Source organism: Pseudomonas sp. A214 (assembly GCF_900156295.1).
GTDB lineage: Bacteria > Pseudomonadota > Gammaproteobacteria > Pseudomonadales > Pseudomonadaceae > Aquipseudomonas > Aquipseudomonas rhizophila.
This window is the reverse complement of the sequence record NZ_LT707062.1, coordinates 66860-84532: the sequence shown is the minus strand read 5'-3', so window position 1 is coordinate 84532 and position 17673 is coordinate 66860. Positions and strand designations below refer to the sequence as shown.

The 17673-nt window shown below is 62.7% G+C and carries 17 protein-coding genes; 1 reads left to right on the top strand and 16 read right to left on the bottom strand.

Annotated features, from left to right (window positions below):
• The first annotated feature begins 32 nt into the window (after positions 1 to 32).
• Positions 33 to 332: a chaperone modulator CbpM gene (locus BW979_RS00350; protein ID WP_047227357.1), complete on the top strand. Its 300-nt coding sequence runs from the start codon at positions 33 to 35 to the stop codon at positions 330 to 332.
• 140 nt (positions 333 to 472) lie between these two features.
• Here BW979_RS00350 and ureC read toward each other — a convergent pair whose 3' ends face one another.
• The 16 genes from ureC to BW979_RS00270 form a co-directional block, all read right to left on the bottom strand.
• Positions 473 to 2173, bottom strand: coding sequence for an urease subunit alpha (gene ureC / locus BW979_RS00345; protein ID WP_047227358.1), 1701 nt, complete (start codon positions 2171 to 2173; stop codon positions 473 to 475).
• 141 nt (positions 2174 to 2314) lie between these two features.
• The gene (locus tag BW979_RS00340) at positions 2315 to 2620 is read right to left on the bottom strand and encodes an urease subunit beta (RefSeq protein ID WP_014336352.1); all 306 of its coding nucleotides are present in this window, start codon (positions 2618 to 2620) and stop codon (positions 2315 to 2317) included.
• Positions 2617 to 3150: a GNAT family N-acetyltransferase gene (locus tag BW979_RS00335; protein WP_003197345.1), complete on the bottom strand. Its 534-nt coding sequence runs from the start codon at positions 3148 to 3150 to the stop codon at positions 2617 to 2619. The genes BW979_RS00340 and BW979_RS00335 overlap by 4 nt, the downstream gene beginning before the upstream one ends.
• Positions 3151 to 3155: 5 nt before the next feature.
• The gene (locus BW979_RS00330; protein ID WP_047227359.1) at positions 3156 to 3689 is read right to left on the bottom strand and encodes a GNAT family N-acetyltransferase; all 534 of its coding nucleotides are present in this window, start codon (positions 3687 to 3689) and stop codon (positions 3156 to 3158) included.
• Between the two features lie 9 nt (positions 3690 to 3698).
• Positions 3699 to 4001 carry an urease subunit gamma gene (gene ureA, locus BW979_RS00325; RefSeq protein WP_047227360.1) on the bottom strand — a complete coding sequence of 101 codons (303 nt, stop codon included), beginning with the start codon at positions 3999 to 4001 and terminating at the stop codon, positions 3699 to 3701.
• Between the two features lie 167 nt (positions 4002 to 4168).
• Positions 4169 to 5020: an urease accessory protein UreD gene (locus tag BW979_RS00320; protein ID WP_047227361.1), complete on the bottom strand. Its 852-nt coding sequence runs from the start codon at positions 5018 to 5020 to the stop codon at positions 4169 to 4171.
• A gap of 30 nt (positions 5021 to 5050) precedes the next feature.
• Entirely contained in the window at positions 5051 to 5749 is a 699-nt protein-coding gene (gene urtE, locus BW979_RS00315; protein WP_047227362.1) for an urea ABC transporter ATP-binding subunit UrtE, read from the bottom strand.
• 132 nt (positions 5750 to 5881) lie between these two features.
• On the bottom strand, positions 5882 to 6742 hold the full coding sequence (gene urtD / locus BW979_RS00310) for an urea ABC transporter ATP-binding protein UrtD (RefSeq protein ID WP_047227437.1): 861 nt from the start codon (positions 6740 to 6742) through the stop codon (positions 5882 to 5884).
• Positions 6742 to 7818 carry an urea ABC transporter permease subunit UrtC gene (urtC, locus tag BW979_RS00305; protein WP_047227363.1) on the bottom strand — a complete coding sequence of 359 codons (1077 nt, stop codon included), beginning with the start codon at positions 7816 to 7818 and terminating at the stop codon, positions 6742 to 6744. Before urtC ends, urtD begins: the two co-directional genes overlap by 1 nt.
• Positions 7818 to 9320, bottom strand: a complete 1503-nt coding sequence (urtB, locus tag BW979_RS00300) for an urea ABC transporter permease subunit UrtB (RefSeq protein WP_076382870.1) — start codon at positions 9318 to 9320, stop codon at positions 7818 to 7820. The genes urtC and urtB overlap by 1 nt, the downstream gene beginning before the upstream one ends.
• 153 nt (positions 9321 to 9473) lie before the next feature.
• On the bottom strand, positions 9474 to 10739 hold the full coding sequence (urtA, locus tag BW979_RS00295) for an urea ABC transporter substrate-binding protein (protein WP_076382868.1): 1266 nt from the start codon (positions 10737 to 10739) through the stop codon (positions 9474 to 9476).
• Positions 10740 to 10982: 243 nt separating this feature from the next.
• Positions 10983 to 11993 (bottom strand): FecCD family ABC transporter permease, encoded by a 1011-nt coding sequence (locus BW979_RS00290; protein ID WP_076382866.1) that lies wholly within the window; start codon positions 11991 to 11993, stop codon positions 10983 to 10985.
• Positions 11990 to 12937, bottom strand: a complete 948-nt coding sequence (locus BW979_RS00285) for an ABC transporter substrate-binding protein (RefSeq protein ID WP_076382864.1) — start codon at positions 12935 to 12937, stop codon at positions 11990 to 11992. The genes BW979_RS00290 and BW979_RS00285 overlap by 4 nt, the downstream gene beginning before the upstream one ends.
• Positions 12934 to 13722 (bottom strand): ABC transporter ATP-binding protein, encoded by a 789-nt coding sequence (locus tag BW979_RS00280; protein ID WP_076382862.1) that lies wholly within the window; start codon positions 13720 to 13722, stop codon positions 12934 to 12936. Before BW979_RS00280 ends, BW979_RS00285 begins: the two co-directional genes overlap by 4 nt.
• A 202-nt stretch (positions 13723 to 13924) precedes the next feature.
• Complete coding sequence (locus BW979_RS00275; protein ID WP_076382860.1) at positions 13925 to 15304, bottom strand: PepSY-associated TM helix domain-containing protein; 1380 nt, start codon at positions 15302 to 15304, stop codon at positions 13925 to 13927.
• Between the two features lie 165 nt (positions 15305 to 15469).
• Positions 15470 to 17596, bottom strand: a complete 2127-nt coding sequence (locus tag BW979_RS00270; protein ID WP_076382858.1) for a TonB-dependent copper receptor — start codon at positions 17594 to 17596, stop codon at positions 15470 to 15472.
• Between the last annotated feature and the right edge of the window lie 77 nt (positions 17597 to 17673).

The following is a 17673-nucleotide window of genomic DNA, read 5'->3' as shown; positions in this document are numbered from 1 at the left end:
CTCGACAGTTAAAGCATTGGGAGAAGCAGACCATGAACAACCCGATCATTGAACTGAACCTGATGGAATTTTGCGAGGCCGCTGCGTTGGCGGATGTCCATGTGATCGAAATCGTCGAGCATGGCATTCTCGAACCCCATGGCGCGGCCCCGGCGGATTGGCGCTTCACCGATTACGAACTGGTCTTGGCCCGGCGTGCGGCCAAGCTGCGCCGCGAGCTGGAACTGGAATGGGAAGGTGTCGCCCTGGCGCTGGACCTGCTGGAAGAAGTGCAGCAACTGCGCAGCGAAAACCGCATGCTCAAGCAGCGGTTGGGGCGGTTGGTGGAGTAAAAAACGCTCAATGAACAAGCGCCAACCTGTGGGAGCAAGGCTTGCCCACGATGAATTCAACTCGGTTCTCAAGAGTTGAGGCACCTGTATCGCGAGCAAGCTTTGCTCCCACAAGTCTTGCTCTCAGGTCCTCACTCCATTCAAAACAGAAAATAGCGCTGCGCCATCGGCAGCACATCAGCCGGTTCACACCACAACAACACCCCATCGGCCTTGACCTGGTAGGTCTGTGGATCGACATCGATGTTCGGCAGGTAGTCGTTGTGGATCAGGTCGGTTTTCTGCACATTCCGGCAGCCTTTGACCACGGCAATTCTCTTCTTTAGTCCAAGCTGTTCGGGCAGCCCCGCCTCGGCGGCGGCCTGACTGATGAACGTCAGGCTGGTGGCGTGCCGCGAGCCGCCGAAGCTTGCGAACATCGGTCGGTAGTGCACCGGTTGCGGTGTCGGGATCGAGGCGTTGGCGTCGCCCATCAGGCTGGCGGCAATCGCCCCGCCCTTGAGGATCAGGGTCGGCTTGACGCCGAAGAACGCCGGGCGCCACAGCACCAGGTCGGCCCACTTGCCCACTTCGATGGAGCCCACTTCATGGCTGATGCCATGGGTGATCGCCGGGTTGATGGTGTACTTGGCGATGTAGCGCTTGATGCGGAAATTGTCGTTGCCTTCGCCATCGCCGGGCAGGGCGCCGCGTTGCTTTTTCATCTTGTCGGCGGTCTGCCAGGTGCGGGTGATGACTTCACCGACGCGGCCCATGGCCTGGCTGTCGGAACTGATCATCGAGAACGCGCCCAGGTCGTGGAGGATGTCTTCGGCGGCGATGGTTTCACGACGGATGCGGCTTTCAGCGAAGGCCACGTCTTCGGCGATGCTCGGGTCCAGGTGATGGCAGACCATCAGCATGTCCAGGTGTTCGTCGATGGTGTTGCGGGTGAATGGCCGGGTCGGGTTGGTGGAGCTGGGCAACACATTGGCAAAGCCGCAGGCCTTGATGATGTCTGGCGCATGGCCGCCACCGGCGCCTTCGGTGTGATAGGTGTGGATGGTGCGGCCCTTGAACGCGGCCAGGGTGGTTTCCACGAAACCCGATTCGTTGAGGGTGTCGGTATGGATCGCCACCTGCACGTCGTACTGATCGGCCACGCTCAGGCAGTTGTCGATGGCTGCCGGCGTGGTGCCCCAGTCTTCGTGCAGCTTCAGGCCGATGGCACCGGCCTTGACTTGCTCGATCAACGGCTCTGGCAGGCTGGCGTTGCCCTTGCCGGTGAAGCCGATGTTCATTGGGAAAGCGTCGGCGGCCTGGAGCATGCGCGCCAGGTGCCACGGCCCGGAGGTGCAGGTGGTGGCATTGGTCCCGGTGGCCGGGCCCGTACCGCCGCCGATCATGGTGGTCACGCCACTCATCAAGGCTTCTTCGATCTGCTGCGGGCAGATGAAGTGAATGTGGGTGTCGATACCGCCGGCGGTGAGGATCATGCCCTCACCGGCGATCACTTCGGTGCTGGCGCCAATGGCGATGGTCACATCGGGCTGGATGTCCGGGTTACCGGCCTTGCCGATGGCTTTGATGCGCCCGTCCTTGAGACCGACATCGGCCTTGACGATGCCCCAGTGATCGATGATCAGCGCGTTGGTGATCAGCGTGTCGACGACCTCGGCGGCCAGCAGCTGGCTCTGGCCCATGCCGTCGCGAATCACCTTGCCGCCGCCGAATTTCACTTCTTCGCCATAGGTGGTGAAGTCCTTTTCCACTTCGATCCACAGTTCGGTGTCGGCCAGGCGGACCTTGTCGCCGACGGTGGGGCCGAACATGTCGGCGTAGGCTTGTCTCGAAATCTTCATGTGCTTGCCTTGGAATTCAATTGAATGTGGAAACCGTTCGCTTCGCTCACTCATCGCGAGCAGGCTCGCTCCCACAGTTGATCGCATTCCCCTGTGGGAGCGAGCCTGCTCGCGATGGGGCCGGTGCTGGCACCCTATGGCTTAAAGGTCGCCCATCACCCGCCCGGCAAACCCGAACACCCGGCGATGGCCCGCCAAATCCACCAGTTCCACCTCGCGGCTCTGGCCCGGTTCGAAGCGCACCGCGGTGCCGGCCGGAATGTTCAGGCGCATGCCACGGCTGGCGGCGCGGTCGAAGGTCAGGGCGTCGTTGGTTTCGAAAAAGTGATAGTGCGAGCCGACCTGGATCGGCCGGTCGCCGCTGTTGGCGACGTTCAGGGTGAGGGTGCGGCGACCGACGTTGAGTTCGATGTCGCCGGGCTGGACCTGGTATTGGCCTGGAATCATTGCGGTTGCCCCAAAGTCTTGTAGTAAATGGCGGTCGGGGTGTACGTCCCGTCCGGGCTCTGGCAGTAGTCGGGCAGTTCACCGACGCGGGTGTAGCCCATGGCGCGGTAGAATGCCTCGGCCTCGGAACCAGCCTCCGTGTCGAGGTACAACAGGCCGCGCTTGTGCTGGCGGGCGCCGAGTTCCAGGGCGCTCATCAATTGCTGGCCCAGGCCGCGGCGGCGAGCCTCGCCGCGCACCAGCAGCTTTTGCACTTCGGCACGGTTGAGGCCGTTGGGTTTCTGGCACAGGGCAAGTTGGACGCTGGCCTGCACCTGTTCATCCTTGACCACCACCCACAGCAGCAAGTGGCCCTGATTGAGACTGGCCTGAACCTCATCGAAATAGGCGCGTGCCTGGACCGCATCGAGATCGGCCATGAACCCCACGCTGGCGCCATAGCCGACGGCGTCGAGCAACAGATCAATCAGGCCCTGGCGGTAGTGCGCAAAGCTCTCGGCGTGGACTCGGCGCAACTGGGCGGGGTTCATAGGCATCACTCCTTGTCGACGGCAGGCGGTAGCGCCCCTGGGTTGAGGATCAACTGCATGAAAGTCAGGTCCAGCCAACGGCCGAACTTGGTGCCCACCTGGGGCATCTGCCCGGTGGTGATGAAGCCAGCCCGCTCGTGCAGGCGAATCGAGGCGGCGTTGCCGCTTTCGATGGCCGCGACCATGACGTGTTTGCCGCACGCCCTGGCGCGCTCGATCAGGGCCGTCATCAACAGTGAGCCCAAGCCGTTGCCGCGTTGGTCATCACGTACGTACACCGAATGCTCCACGGTGTGCCGGAAACCATCGAAGGGTCGCCAGTCGCCGAACGAGGCATAGCCGAGGACGTTATCTTCGTCATCGACCACCACCAGCACCGGATAGCCTTGCGATTGACGGGCGCTGAACCATGCCTGGCGATTGCCCAGGTCCACGGCCTGTTCGTTCCAGATCGCCGTGGTGTTCAGCACCGCGTCGTTGTAGATGTCACGGATCGCTGGCAAGTCGGCGTGGCGGGCGTCTCGAATGTCATAGGTCATGGTGCGGCCTCACGCGATCGGCTGGTGGACAGTGACCAGTTTGGTGCCGTCGGGAAACGTCGCCTCGACCTGGATCTCCGGGATCATTTCCGGGATGCCCTCCATTACCTGTTCGCGGGTCAACAGCGTGGTGCCGTAATGCATCAGCTCGGCCACGGTCTGGCCATCGCGGGCGCCTTCGAGCAGGGCGGCGGAAATATAGGCCATCGCCTCCGGGTAGTTGAGCTTCAAGCCGCGAGCCAACCGTCGCTCGGCGACGAGGCCGGCGGTGAAGATCAGCAGCTTGTCTTTTTCGCGTGGGGTCAGGTCCATGTGCAATCCATAAGGGCAGATAAAAAATTCTTGCTGTAAACACAGATCTCCTTGTGGGAGATCCTTTGTGGGAGCGAGCTTGCTCGCGATAGCGGTGTGTCAGTCGACATTAATGTTGAATGTTCCATCGCCATCGCGAGCAAGCTCGCTCCCACAGGAAAGCAGATTCATGTACTCCAGATTCTGGGCGGCATGGCCTCTCTTCCAAGCAATGCAGGCCTGAGCAAACGCCACAATTCAATCAACCAACCCCGCGCCAGCAGCGCCTCGCTCGCCAGACACCGGGCCACGATCAGGCCGGGCAATTGAGTCAGGTCGCCGCGCACGTCATGGCCCAGAGATCGGCACTGTTCCAGCAACGCACTATCGATTTCCCCGGTCACCAACAACGTGGCAAACACCGGATCGCCGCCCAGCCCGATGGGCGAGTCGAGCAATCCGTCACCGCCCACAATGCGCTGGCGTTCATGCCAGAGCAACTGCCCGTCGCGGCGGATGTCCAGCCGCGACTGGAAGTGCCCCAGGTCAAATCGTTCACCGCTGGCCGGCCGGCCGAGGGCCACCATGTCCCAGTAGAACAGGCGCCCGTCACCCTGCAGGTCGATGCTGGTGCTGAGTTCGGCCTGGGCGGCGCTGAAGACGATGGTTTCCTGGGGCAGCCATTCCAGGGTCGCCCCCGCGGCCACGCTCAGGTTCAGTTGCTGATAGGCCGGGCCGGCGGCGCGATACCACTTGGCCGCGCCGGGACTGGTCAACTGCGCCCAGGCAGCGGGGCCGACGTGGGCCGCGATGTCCAACCGATCACCGCCGGCAATCCCGCCGGGCGGGTGGACGATGATGTGTTGGCACACTTCGGGGCCCTCGGCGTACAGGTGTTTTTGCACCCGCAGCGGACCTTTGTGGCGGCGCTGCACCGGACGCGTGCAGTCACCGAACCGGGCATAACCCAGTTCCAGCTCGGCATGCCAGCTGGGGGTGAACAGGGCCGAAGGCGCCAGTAAGGAGACAGGTAGGTTCATGATTTCCGATTATCGTTAGAGCGCTACAGACTAGATCGTAACCAGCCCGCGCACACCCTCGGCTTCCATATTTTCTCCGCGCCCCTGCTGCACGATCTCGCCCCGGGACATCACCAGGTATTGATCGGCCAGTTCGGCGGCGAAGTCGTAGAACTGCTCCACCAGCAAAATCGCCATGTCGCCCCGGGCCGCCAGTTTCTTGATGACCACGCCGATCTCCTTGATCACCGACGGTTGAATGCCTTCGGTGGGCTCGTCGAGAATCAGCAGGCGCGGACGGCTGGCCAGGGCCCGGCCAATGGCAAGTTGCTGTTGCTGGCCACCGGACAGGTCACCGCCACGGCGTTGTTTCATTTGCAGCAGCACCGGGAACAATTCGTAAATGAACGCCGGCACCTCTTTGGCCTCGGCGGCGGGAAAACGCGACAGGCCCATCAGCAGGTTTTCTTCCACCGTCAGCCGTCCGAAAATCTCCCGGCCCTGAGGCACGTAGGCAATACCGGCGTGCACCCGTTGGTGCGGTTTGAAGGTGGTGATGGGTTTGCCTTCCCAGCTCACCGCCCCTTCCTTGGCCGGCAACAGGCCCATCAGGCATTTGAGCAGGGTGGTCTTGCCCACGCCGTTGCGGCCCAGCAGGCACGTCACCTCGCCGACCTTCACGTCGAATGACAGGCCGCGCAGGATGTGGCTACCGCCGTAGTATTGGTGCAGCTTGTCGACTTGCAGCATTTTCCAGATTCTCCTCGAACCCCTGTGGGAGCGAGCTTGCTCGCGATAGCGTCAGAACATTCAGAATGGATGCTGACTGACACACCGCCATCGCGAGCAGGCTCGCTCCCACATAAAAAGCAATTTTGCGCCTCAGCGCCCGAGATACACCTCGATCACCCGCTCATTGTCCTGCACCTGCGCCAGCGACCCTTCGGCCAGCACGCTGCCCTGGTGCAGCACGGTGACGTGGTCGGCAATCGCGCCGACGAAGCCCATGTCGTGTTCCACCACCATCAGCGAATGCTTGCCCGCCAGTGATTTGAACAGCTCGGCAGTGAACTCGGTTTCGGCGTCGGTCATGCCCGCCACGGGTTCGTCGAGCAGCAAGAGTTGTGGGTCCTGCACCAGCAGCATGCCGATCTCCAGAAACTGTTTCTGCCCGTGGGACAGCAACCCGGCGGCGCGATTGACCGACGTCGTGAGGCGGATGGTCTCCAGCACTTCGCTGATGCGCTCGTGTTGCTCGCCAGTGAGTTTGGCCCGCAGGCTGGCCCACACCGATTTGTCGGTTTTCAGCGCCAGCTCCAGGTTCTCGAACACGCTCAAGGCTTCGAACACCGTGGGTTTCTGGAATTTGCGACCGATGCCGGCCTGGGCGATCTGCACTTCGCTCATGCTCGTCAGGTCCAGCGTTTCACCGAACCAGGCCTTGCCGTGGCTGGGCCGGGTCTTGCCGGTGATCACGTCCATCAGCGTGGTCTTGCCCGCGCCGTTGGGGCCGATGATGCAGCGCAATTCGCCGACGCCGATGTACAGGTTCAGAGCGTTCAGGGCCTTGAAACCGTCGAAACTGACGCTGATGTCTTCCAGGGTCAGGATGGTGCCGTGACGGGTGTTCAGGCCCTTGCCGGCGGCCTGACCGAGGCCGATGGCGTCGCGACTGCTGCCTTGGTCTTTGTTGGGATCCAGTATGGGTTCGAGCATGAAATCGGCTGTGGGTGTGATTCGCATCATTCGCCCCTTTTCTTGAGTAGCCCGATCACACCCTTGGGCAGATACAGGGTCACAACGATGAACAGCGCGCCGAGGAAGAACAGCCAGTACTCGGGAAAGGCCACGGTGAACCAGCTCTTCATGCCGTTGACCACACCGGCCCCCAGCAGCGGCCCGATCAGCGTGCCGCGCCCGCCGAGGGCCACCCACACGGCGGCCTCGATGGAGTTGGTCGGCGACATTTCGCTGGGGTTGATAATGCCCACCTGCGGCACATACAACGCCCCGGCCAGGCCGCACAACACCGCGCTCAATACCCAGACGAACAGCTTGAAGCCACGGGGATCGTAGCCGCAGAACATCAGGCGGTTTTCCGCGTCGCGCAGGGCGGTCAGCACTCGGCCGAACTTGCTGCGGGCCAGGCGCCAGCCGATGAACAGGCTCGCCACCAAGAGCAGCACCGTGGCCAGGAACAGCACCGCTCGGGTGCCCGGCTCGGTGATACCAAAGCCCAGGATCGAGCGAAAGTTGGTGAAGCCGTTGTTGCCGCCAAACCCGGTTTCGTTGCGGAAAAACAGCAGCATCCCGGCAAACGTCAGGGCCTGGGTCATGATCGAGAAATACACGCCCTTGATCCGCGAGCGGAAGGCGAAGAAGCCGAACACCAGCGCCAGCAACCCCGGTGCCAGCACCACCAGGCACATGGCCCAGACAAAGCTGTCCGTGCCGCTCCAGTACCAGGGCAATTCGCTCCACGACAGAAAGGTCATGAACGCCGGCAAGCCGTCACCGGCGGCCTGGCGCATCAGGTACATGCCCATGGCATAGCCGCCCAGGGCGAAGAACAGACCGTGGCCCAGGGAGAGCAGGCCGGCGTAGCCCCAGACCAGGTCCAGCGCCAGGGCGACGATGGCGTAGCAGAGAATCTTGCCCACCAGGGTCAGGGTGTAAGCCGAGACATGCAGCGGGTTATCCACTGCCAACAGCGACAGCAGCGGCAGGCTCAACAGCACTGCCAGGATCACCACGCCGACGGCGAGGGTGACTTTCGGGCCGGCCTTTTGCGCGGCCGTGAGCATCAGGGGCTGGTTCATCAGTCGATTACCCGTCCTTTGAGCGCGAAGAGGCCTTGCGGACGCTTCTGGATGAACAGAATGATCAGCGCGAGGATCAGGATCTTGCCGAGCACGGCGCCGATCTGCGGTTCAAGAATCTTGTTGGCGATGCCCAGCCCGAACGCGGCGAACACACTGCCGGCCAACTGACCGACGCCACCGAGCACCACCACCAGGAACGAGTCGATGATGTAGCTCTGGCCCAGGTCCGGGCCGACGTTGCCGATCTGGCTCAGGGCCACGCCGCCAAGCCCGGCGATGCCCGAGCCGAGGCCGAAGGCGAGCATGTCCACGCGGCCGGTGGGCACGCCGCAGCAAGCGGCCATGTTGCGGTTCTGGGTCACCGCGCGCACGTTCAGGCCCAGGCGGGTCTTGTTCAGCAACAGCCAGGTCAGCGCCACCACGAACAGGGCGAAGGCGATGATCACGATGCGGTTGTAGGGCAGTACGAGATTCGGCAGTACCTGGATGCCGCCGGACAGCCAGGCCGGGTTGGCGACTTCGACGTTCTGCGCGCCGAACACCAGGCGCACCAGTTGGATCAGCATCAGGCTGATGCCCCAGGTGGCGAGCAGGGTTTCCAATGGCCTTCCGTAGAGATGGCGAATCACCGTGCGCTCCAAAACCATACCGATGGCGGCGGTGATGAAAAACGCCACCGGCAGGGCGATCAACGGGTAGAACTCGATGGCATTCGGGGCGAAGCGCTGGAACAGCATCTGCACCACGTAGGTGGAATAGGCCCCCAACATGAGCATCTCGCCGTGGGCCATGTTGATCACCCCCAGCAGGCCGAAGGTGATTGCCAGGCCCAGGGCGGCCAGGAGCAGGATCGAGCCCAGGGACATGCCGCTGAAGGCCTGGCCCAGCAATTCACCGATCAGCAGCTTGCGCTTGACCTGGCTGAGGCTGGTTTCGGCGGCGGTGCGTACCGTGGCGTCGGTTTCAACGCCGGGTTCGAGCAGGCCTTCGAGGCGGGTGCGGGCCAACGGATCGCCGGTTTCCCCCAGTAGCCGGACGGCAGCCAGGCGAACCGACGGGTTGGGGTCTACCAGTTGCAGGTTCGCCAACGCCAGGCTCAGGGCTGCATGCACGTCTTCGTCCTGCTCGCCGGCCAGTTGTCGATCGAGAAATGCCAGTTGGGCCGGGCGGGCGCTTTTTTGCAGTTGCTGGGCGGCGCTCAGGCGCACGCTGGCGTCAGCGGCCAATAGTTGATGGCTGGCCAGGGCGGTTTCAATCAACCCTCGCAAGCGGTTGTTCAGACGCAGGGTCTTGGGCTGGCCGTCGACGGTCAACTGGCCTTGTTGCAAGGCGTTGATCAGTTCGACACGCTCAGGTTCCGGTTGCGCGGCCCAGGTTTCCAGCAGCGCGGCTTGCTGGGGCGGCTTGGCGGCGAGGAAATCTTCGGCATCACCGGCGTGGGCCTCCAGTGGCAACAGCAGCACCAGGGCGAGGATGAGGCGGTAGAGGGCGGTGGGCATATGCTTGGCCTTGCGTGTTTGATCGTTCCCACGCTCCGCGTGGGAACGCAGCCCGGGACGCTCCGCGTCCCATGGTGGACGCAGAGCGTCCGGTGAGGCATTCCCACGCAGAGCGTGGGAACGATCAGCAGGGTTAGGGGCTTCTTCCCGGGCTCAGTTGCTCTTCACCGCATAGTCAGGCTTCTTGTCGTTGCCTTCGATGAACGGGCTCCACGGCTGGGCGCGGATCGGGCCCTCGGTCTGCCAGACCACGTTGAACTGACCGTCGGCCTGGATCTCGCCGATCATCACCGGCTTGTGCAGGTGGTGGTTGGTCTTGTCCATGGTCAGGGTGTAGCCCGACGGTGCGTCGAAGGTCTGGCCGGCCAGGGCTTCGCGGACTTTGTCGACGTCGGTGGACTTGGCTTTTTCAACCGCTTGCGCCCACATATGGATGCCCACGTAGGTGGCTTCCATCGGGTCGTTGGTCACGGCTTTGTCGGCGCCCGGCAGGTTCTTGGCTTTGGCGTAGGCCTTCCAGGCGTCGACGAATTTCTTGTTCGCCGGGTTTTCCACGGACTCGAAGTAGTTCCACGCCGCCAGGTTACCCACCAGCGGCTTGGTGTCGATGCCGCGCAGCTCTTCTTCGCCCACCGAGAACGCCACCACTGGTACGTCGGTGGCTTTCAGGCCCTGGTTCGCCAGTTCTTTATAGAACGGCACGTTGGAGTCGCCGTTGACCGTGGAGATGACCGCGGTCTTGCCGCCGGCCGAGAACTTTTTGATGTTGGCCACGATGGTCTGGTAGTCGCTGTGGCCGAACGGGGTGTAGACCTCTTCGATGTCCTTGTCTGCCACACCTTTGGAATGCAGGAACGAACGCAGGATCTTGTTGGTGGTGCGCGGGTAGACGTAGTCGGTGCCCAGCAGGAAGTAGCGCTTGGCACTGCCGCCTTCTTCGCTCATCAGGTATTCCACCGCCGGAATGGCCTGCTGGTTCGGCGCCGCGCCGGTGTAGAAGACGTTCGGCGACATCTCTTCGCCTTCGTATTGCACCGGGTAGAACAGCAGGCCGTTGAGCTCTTCGAACACCGGCAACACGGATTTGCGCGACACCGACGTCCAGCAGCCGAACACCACCGCGACCTTGTCCTGGGTCAGCAATTGACGGCCTTTTTCGGCGAACAGCGGCCAGTTCGAGGCCGGGTCCACGACCACCGCTTCGAGCTGCTTGCCGTTGACCCCACCTTTGGCGTTGATCTCGTCGATGGTCATCAGCGCCATGTCCTTGAGGGACGTCTCGGAGATCGCCATGGTGCCGGACAATGAATGCAAGATGCCGACCTTGATGGTTTCGGCGGCCTGGACGGTCCAGGCCATGCCCATCGCGGCAATGCTTGCCGAGAGTGTAAAAGCCTTGATCAAGCTACGACGCTTCATTGTGCGATCTCCGTGCAATTATGAGTTTTTTTCGATGGCAGATGCGGACGCTGAAAGGGCTTTTGCAAGGGGTGTGCCCGGTTGGGCAAAGGCGTTGAGAATGCGGGGTTGGCGCGCTGGGGTAAAAGTGCGAATGCACCACTAGCGACCGCGGCCTAGGTGCTGGTGCGATCAGATGCGCCACATTGGGGCGAAGGCTTGCGGTTCCCCTGTTATTTGCAAGTCAGGGAAACAGGGGTGGATTCAGCGACGGCGCATCAGGCCGATGAAGAACAGGCCACCGATAGCGGCAGTGGCGACGCCAATGGGCAAGTCCTCCGGTGCGATCAGGGTCCGGGCCGCCACATCCACCCACACCAGGAACAGGCTGCCCAGCAGAACACACGCAGGCAGCAGCCGACGGTGTTCGGCACCCACCAGGCGCCTGGCAATGTGCGGCACCATCAGCCCGACAAAACCGATCGAGCCGCTGATGGACACCAGCACGCCGGTCATCAGCGAGGCGATCAGGAAAATCCACAACCTCACCTTCGCCGCGTTCAGGCCCAGGGTCACGGCGGTCTGTTCGCCCGCCATCAGTGCATTCAGCGGCCGGGCCATGCCCAGCAGCAATCCCAGCCCCAGCAACACACTGGCCGCCGGCACCGCCAGCAATTCCCAGCGCGCCAGGCCCAGGCCGCCGAGCATCCAGAACATCACTGCGGAACTGGCGCGATGGTCACCCAGAAACAGCAAGAGGTTGGCCGCCGCCATCATCACGAATGACACCGCCACGCCGCACAGCAACAAGCGATCGCTTTCCAGACGGCCTTGGCGGCTGGCGATGGCCAGTACCAGCAACATGCTCAACAATGCACCGATAAATGCGGCCAGCGGCAGGGTCAGCAGACCAATGATCTCACCGACATGCAGCACCACAATGACCGCACCCAGGGTCGCGCCGGACGTGACGCCCAGCAGGTGCGGGTCGGCCAGGGGGTTGCGCGTCACCGCTTGCAGGACCGCACCGATCAACGCCAGCCCCGCGCCCACCAAGGCACCGAGCAGCAGGCGCGGTACGCGGATCAGCCAAACGATATGTTCCTGGCCGGGCGACCAATACACGTCACCCAAACCGAAAGCCTTGTTCAGCAGGATGTCCCAGACCACAGCCACCGGCACCCGCGCCGGACCGAACCCCAGGGACACCACGCACGACACCAGCATCAGTGCACCGAGGCACACCAGCAACGCGCCATAGCGACGATTGCTCATGGACGGTGAAAACCCTTTGCCAGGGTTTGCACCGCTAATACGTTATCGATACCCGGCGTGGCCTGAACGTAAGGGATCACGATGAAGCGCCGGTGCTTGATCGCATCCACCGATTGCAGGGCCGGGTTGTTCAGCAGGAATTGCTGCTTCTGCTCGGCGCTGACTTCGCCGTAATCGACAATCACGATCACTTCGGGGTTGCGCTCGACCACGTTCTCCCAGCTCACCCGGGTCCAACTGGTCTGCACGTCATCAAGAATGTTGCGCCCGCCGGCCGCATCGATCAGGGCCTGTGGCATGCCGAGACGGCCGGAGGTCATGGCGCGGTCTTCGCCACTGTCGTACAGGAACACTCGGGGCTGATCAGCAGGCAACTGCTTGCGCACTTGCGCCACCTGGGCATGCATCGAGGCGATCAACTCATTGGCGCGATCCTGCACATCGAAAATCCTTCCCAGGTTGCGCAGGTCGTTATAGGTGTCTTCCAGGGTGGCCGGCGGGCGTTTCATCACGAACGCGCAGGATTCGGTCAACTCGTACACATTGATGCCCAGCGGTTGCAGGGTTTGCGGCGTCAGGTCGCCGCCCACCCGCATGCCGTAGTCCCAGCCGGCAAAGAAGAAATCCACGTTGGCATTGAGCAGGGTTTCCACCGACGGGTATTTGGCCGCCAGCTCCGGCAGGCCATCGAGGATTTTCTCCATGTCGGGCGTCACTGACTTCCAGCCGCTGATGCCGCTGTAGCCCACCATGCGCGACTTGAGCCCCAGGGCGAGCATCATCTGGGTCATGTTGATGTCATGGCTGACGGCGTGTTTCGGCGTCTGGTTGAAGGTGACTTCGCGATTGCAGCTTTGGATCGTCAATGGGTAGCGGGTGGCCTCGGCCAAAGCATGTGCACTGCCGAGCAGCAGCGACAGAAGCAGCAGGGAACGCAAGATCATGGTTGGGTTATCCAGGTGATTCGGGGGTGGGCGGCCAAGGGGTGTTCGTCAATCAGCGCCTGCACGCCAAAGACGTCGCGCAATAGCGTGGCCGTTAGCACTTCTTTGGGCGTGCCGCTGGCGACGATGTGTCCGTGGTCGATGACGTAGAGCCGATCACAGAACGCAGCGGCCAGGTTCAGGTCGTGGATGCTGGCGAGGGTGCCGATCCCCAGGCGTTTGATCAGTTGCAGCAGTTGGAGTTGATAACGCGGGTCGAGGTGATTGGTCGGCTCATCGAGGATCAGCACCTGCGGCTGCTGCGCCAGGGCGCGAGCCAGGATCACCCGTTGCTTTTCCCCGCCCGAGAGTGTGGCGAAAGCATGGTCGCCGAAACCTTGCAGCCCCACCGATTCCAGTGACTGGCTGACCAGGCTCAGGTCTCGCTGATTGTCGCCATCGAACAGGCCTTTGTGTGGCGTGCGCCCCATGGCGACCACTTCCTGGACCGTCAGACCGAAGGCGTCGGGAAACTCTTGCAACACCACAGCGATGCGTTGGGCGCACCAGCGCGAGGACTGTTTCCAGACGTTGTGATGGTCAAGTTTGACCTCGCCCGCCTCCGGCTGACTGAACCGATAGGCGCAGCGCAACAGACTGGTCTTGCCGCTGCCATTGGGCCCGATCAACCCGACAAACTCCCCGGCACCCACCTGCAACGTGGCGTCACGCAGCTGGAACTGATGATGGCAGTGGCCATGGCCCAGGGGTGTCCAGGCGAGGTGGGAGAGGGTTAGTGCGGTCATGCAGCTACTCAAATGGTTGGATCGAGACACAGCCCCCTGTGGGAGCGAGCCTGCTCGCGATAGCGCTGGATCAGCCTGCGCAGAGGTGGCTGACAGACCGCTATCGCGAGCAGGCTCGCTCCCACAGGAACACCGTGTTCACAATTCGCAAGGCGGGCGCGATTGTAGAGGTTTCGCGCCGTCTTTCGTTAACGCACGGTCTTCAACTTGAAGATGAAACCACTTCAGGCTGGCGATTGAAACGGGTGACGAGCCGATCCAGCAACCCCATCACCAGCAGCGACGCCCCCACCAGCGGAAACACCACTGCCAGGGCCAGCATGATGAACACCCCGGTCTTCCAGGTCGGCAAGTCGTGACGCAGCGCCGGTACGCCGAACTTGCCCTGGGGCCGACGCTTCCACCAGATCACCACGCCGCTGACGGCGCTGAGCAGGATCATCAGGCAAATCAGCAGCACGATGATCTGGTTCAGCGGGCCGAACATCTTGCCTTCGTGCAGCATCACGCCGGTTTCGGTGGCGCGGGCGACGACGCCGTAATGTTCCCAACGCACATCCGCCAGGACCTTGCCGGTGTACTGGTCCACATGCAGGGTCGCGTCGTTGCGCGGGTCGTCGGCGAATACAGCGATGGTGAATACGCCGGTAGCGGTGGTCGGCAGGGTGATGCTGTAGCCAGGTTCCACTTTGCGTTCGGTGGCGATGTCCTGCACCGCTTGCAGGCTTACGGTCGGCGCGGCGGGACCTTCATGGGCGCCGCCGTGGGCCATGTGTTCGGCATGGTCGCCGGACATCGGCATCGGGGTATTTTCCACGGCCCAGGGTACGGTCTGGCGGTGCGCATTGTTGAGGCTGCCGGCCGCGACGTCGGACTTGGGCATGTCGTTCCACATGGCAGCCGGGAAGCGGTTCCAGAGGTCAGCATATTGCTTGCCCCAGAAGCCGGTCCAGGTCATGCCGCTGAGCAGCATCACCAGCAGAAACGCCGCGCCCCAGAAGCCGACGACCCCATGCAGGTCGCGCCAGAACAAACGACCGCGAGCGCTCCAGCGTGGCCACAACACTCCGGCCGACGACTGCCCGCGAGGCCACCACAGGTACAGGCCCGACACCACCAGGACCACGCCCCAGCCGGCGGCCATTTCCACCAGTCGGTCACCCACGGTGCCGATCATCAACTCACCGTGGATGGCCCGGGCGATGGCTTGCAGGTTGTCCTTGGCGTCCTGTTCACCGAGGACATCGCCATGGTACGGGTCGATGAACACGTTAAGCTCGCGGCTCTTGTCGATCACCACGAATTGCGCACTGCGCTCGGCATTGATCGGCGGCAGGTACTGTTTGACCTGGCCTTCGGGGTAGGCCTGGCGGACCTGTTTGAGCAGGTCGTCCGCCGCCATCGTGTGATGGCCGGCCGGCACGTTCAGCAGGCTGCCGTACATCAGAGGGTCGAGTTGCGGCTTGAACAGGTAAATGATGCCGGTCAGGGCCAGCATCACCATGAACGGCGCCACGAACAGCCCGGCATAAAAATGCCAGCGCCAGGCCAGGTTGTAGAAATTGGGTTTCGGTTGGCTCATTTTAGAAGCGCTCCGCAGGGCAAATGTGATCGTTATGTTTTTTGCGGTTGCTGCGCAACCGATCGCGGGCAAGCCTTGCTCCCACAGTACTTGTCAGTGCAGTGGGACAAGTTGTGCCCCTCAGCAATGAACTACCTGTGGGAGCAAGGCTTGCCCGCGATGCTTTCAGAAACTCATATCTACCTTGGTCCAGAGCGTGCGCCCCGGTTCGTTGATGGCTTGCGGGTCACTCGCCGGGTAGCCGAACCCGGCGTTGCCGGCCAGGTTCAGATGTTCGGCGTAGGCTTTGCCGAACAGGTTGTCGACGCCGCTGCTGACCTTCCAGTGTTTATTGATGCGGTAGGCACCGTTGAGGGAGAACACCCCGAACCCGGAACTCTTGCCGTAGTCCTTGCCCACCACGTTGCCCTTGTTCTCGTCGACACGGTTTTGCGCGGCCACCACGCGCCACAGGGCACCGGCGCTCCAGCGGTCTTCGCTGTAGGTCAGGCCCAGGCGGGCGTCGAGTGGCGGCATCTGTGCCAGGGCGCTGCCATCGCTGCTGTTTTTGCCCCAGGCGTAGGCCAATGTTGCATCGGCTTTCCAGCGCTCGGTCAGTTTGTAGGCCGCGCCCAGCTCACCGCCCATGATCCGTGCATCAATGTTCTCGGCCCGGGAGGTGGTGCCCATCATGCCGGGCGTGTAGTCGAACAGGATGTAGTCGCGCACCTGCCCGACATAACCCGACGCCCAGGCTTCGAGGGTTTCGGTTTTGTACTGCAGGCCGAAGTCGAGTTGGGTGGTTTTCTCCGGTTTGATCGAGTCGAAAGCATTCAGCGAACCGGCGGGGCCGGCGTTGGCCGAAAACAGCTCCCAGTAATCCGGGAAACGTTGCGCGTGGCCCAGGCCCGCATAGAGGGTAGTAGGGCTGTCGGCCAGATCGTGTTCGTAGCGTACGAAACCACTGGGCAGCGTGTCGGCGCGGGTTTGGTCGGCAGTGGGATTGGGCCGGGCGGACATGCCGGAGCCGATGCTTTGGCGGTAATCCTTGGCCGAGGCGCGGTCGAGGCGGGCGCCGCTGACCAACCGATCGCGGTCGGCGGCGTACCAGGTCAACTCACTGAACACGCCGTAGTTATGAAAGTCGGCGTCCTTGGTGCGCGGCCGTTCCTTGTAGGTGTCGATGCCCATGCTGCTACGTTGGCGATGCTCGTTGGTCTGGGCGTCCAGGCCACTGATCAATTGCACATCGGCCCAGCGCCAGGTGGCCTTGATGCGTGCGCCGAGGGTGCGGCGGTCGACGTTGGACGCCATGGGGCCGGCCATCATCCCGGTGCCGGACGGCGTGCGCAGCGTGTAGTTGTCCATCACATGGTCGGCGTAGTTGTAGTAGACCTGCGCTTCGAGCGTATCCAGTACATCGCCCATGTTCGAACGCTCGAAACGCAAGCCCAGGCTTTCACGCTTGAACTGCGAGCCATCCATGCCACGTCCGGCGTAGCGTGCTTCACCGTCGCCCTTGCCAGCGGTCAGTTCCAGCAGGGTATCGGCATCCGGCGTCCAGCCCAGCGTCACGTCGCCGTTCCACTTGTCGTAGCGCGACGGCACCGTGTCGTTGTTGCCGTCACGATAATCGTCTGAATGAGCGGTGTTGCCGATCACCCGCACGTAACCCAAAGACCCGCCGGCGGCCGCATCCACGACCTTGTCGAAGCGCCCGTTGGAACCGGCCAGTACGCTGGCGTTGACCCGGGTGCCCAGTTCGCCGAACTGCTCCGGCTCGCGTTCGAACAGCACGGTCCCGGCCGATGCACCAGGGCCCCAGAGCACGGTTTGCGGGCCCTTGATAACGGTGAGTTTGTCGTAGGTTTCCGGCGAAATATAGGACGTCGGCGCGTCCATCCGGCCCGGGCAAGCGCCCAGCAGCATGCTGCCATTGGTGAGAATGTTCAGCCGCGAGCCGAACATGCCCCGCAGTACCGGGTCGCCATTGGTGCCGCCGTTGCGCACCAGGGCGAAGCCGGGAATGGTCTTGAGATAATCGCCGCCGTCGCTGGCCGGCACCGGTTGGCGCGGATCCTTGGGGTTGGTGACCACGGTCAGGGGCGAGCTGGGAGCGACGGCGGTAATGACCGTCGGGCTCAGCTCTTCGATCTGAGCTTCGTGGTGAGCATGCTCGTCGGCCAGCGCACAGGGCGTGAGCAGCAGGCCGCACAGTGCGGTGGCGGTGTAGCGAAAACGAACCCGTGGCTCGTTCGGGGAGCAGCGAACCTGGGCTGCGCCCAATGCGATGTCGGCAGAAAACCTGGACATGATGATTCCATCGAACAGACGTAAACGACACGGTCGGGCAACCTGGGGCTGTCTTTTGCGACCGGGTGAAGTAAGTG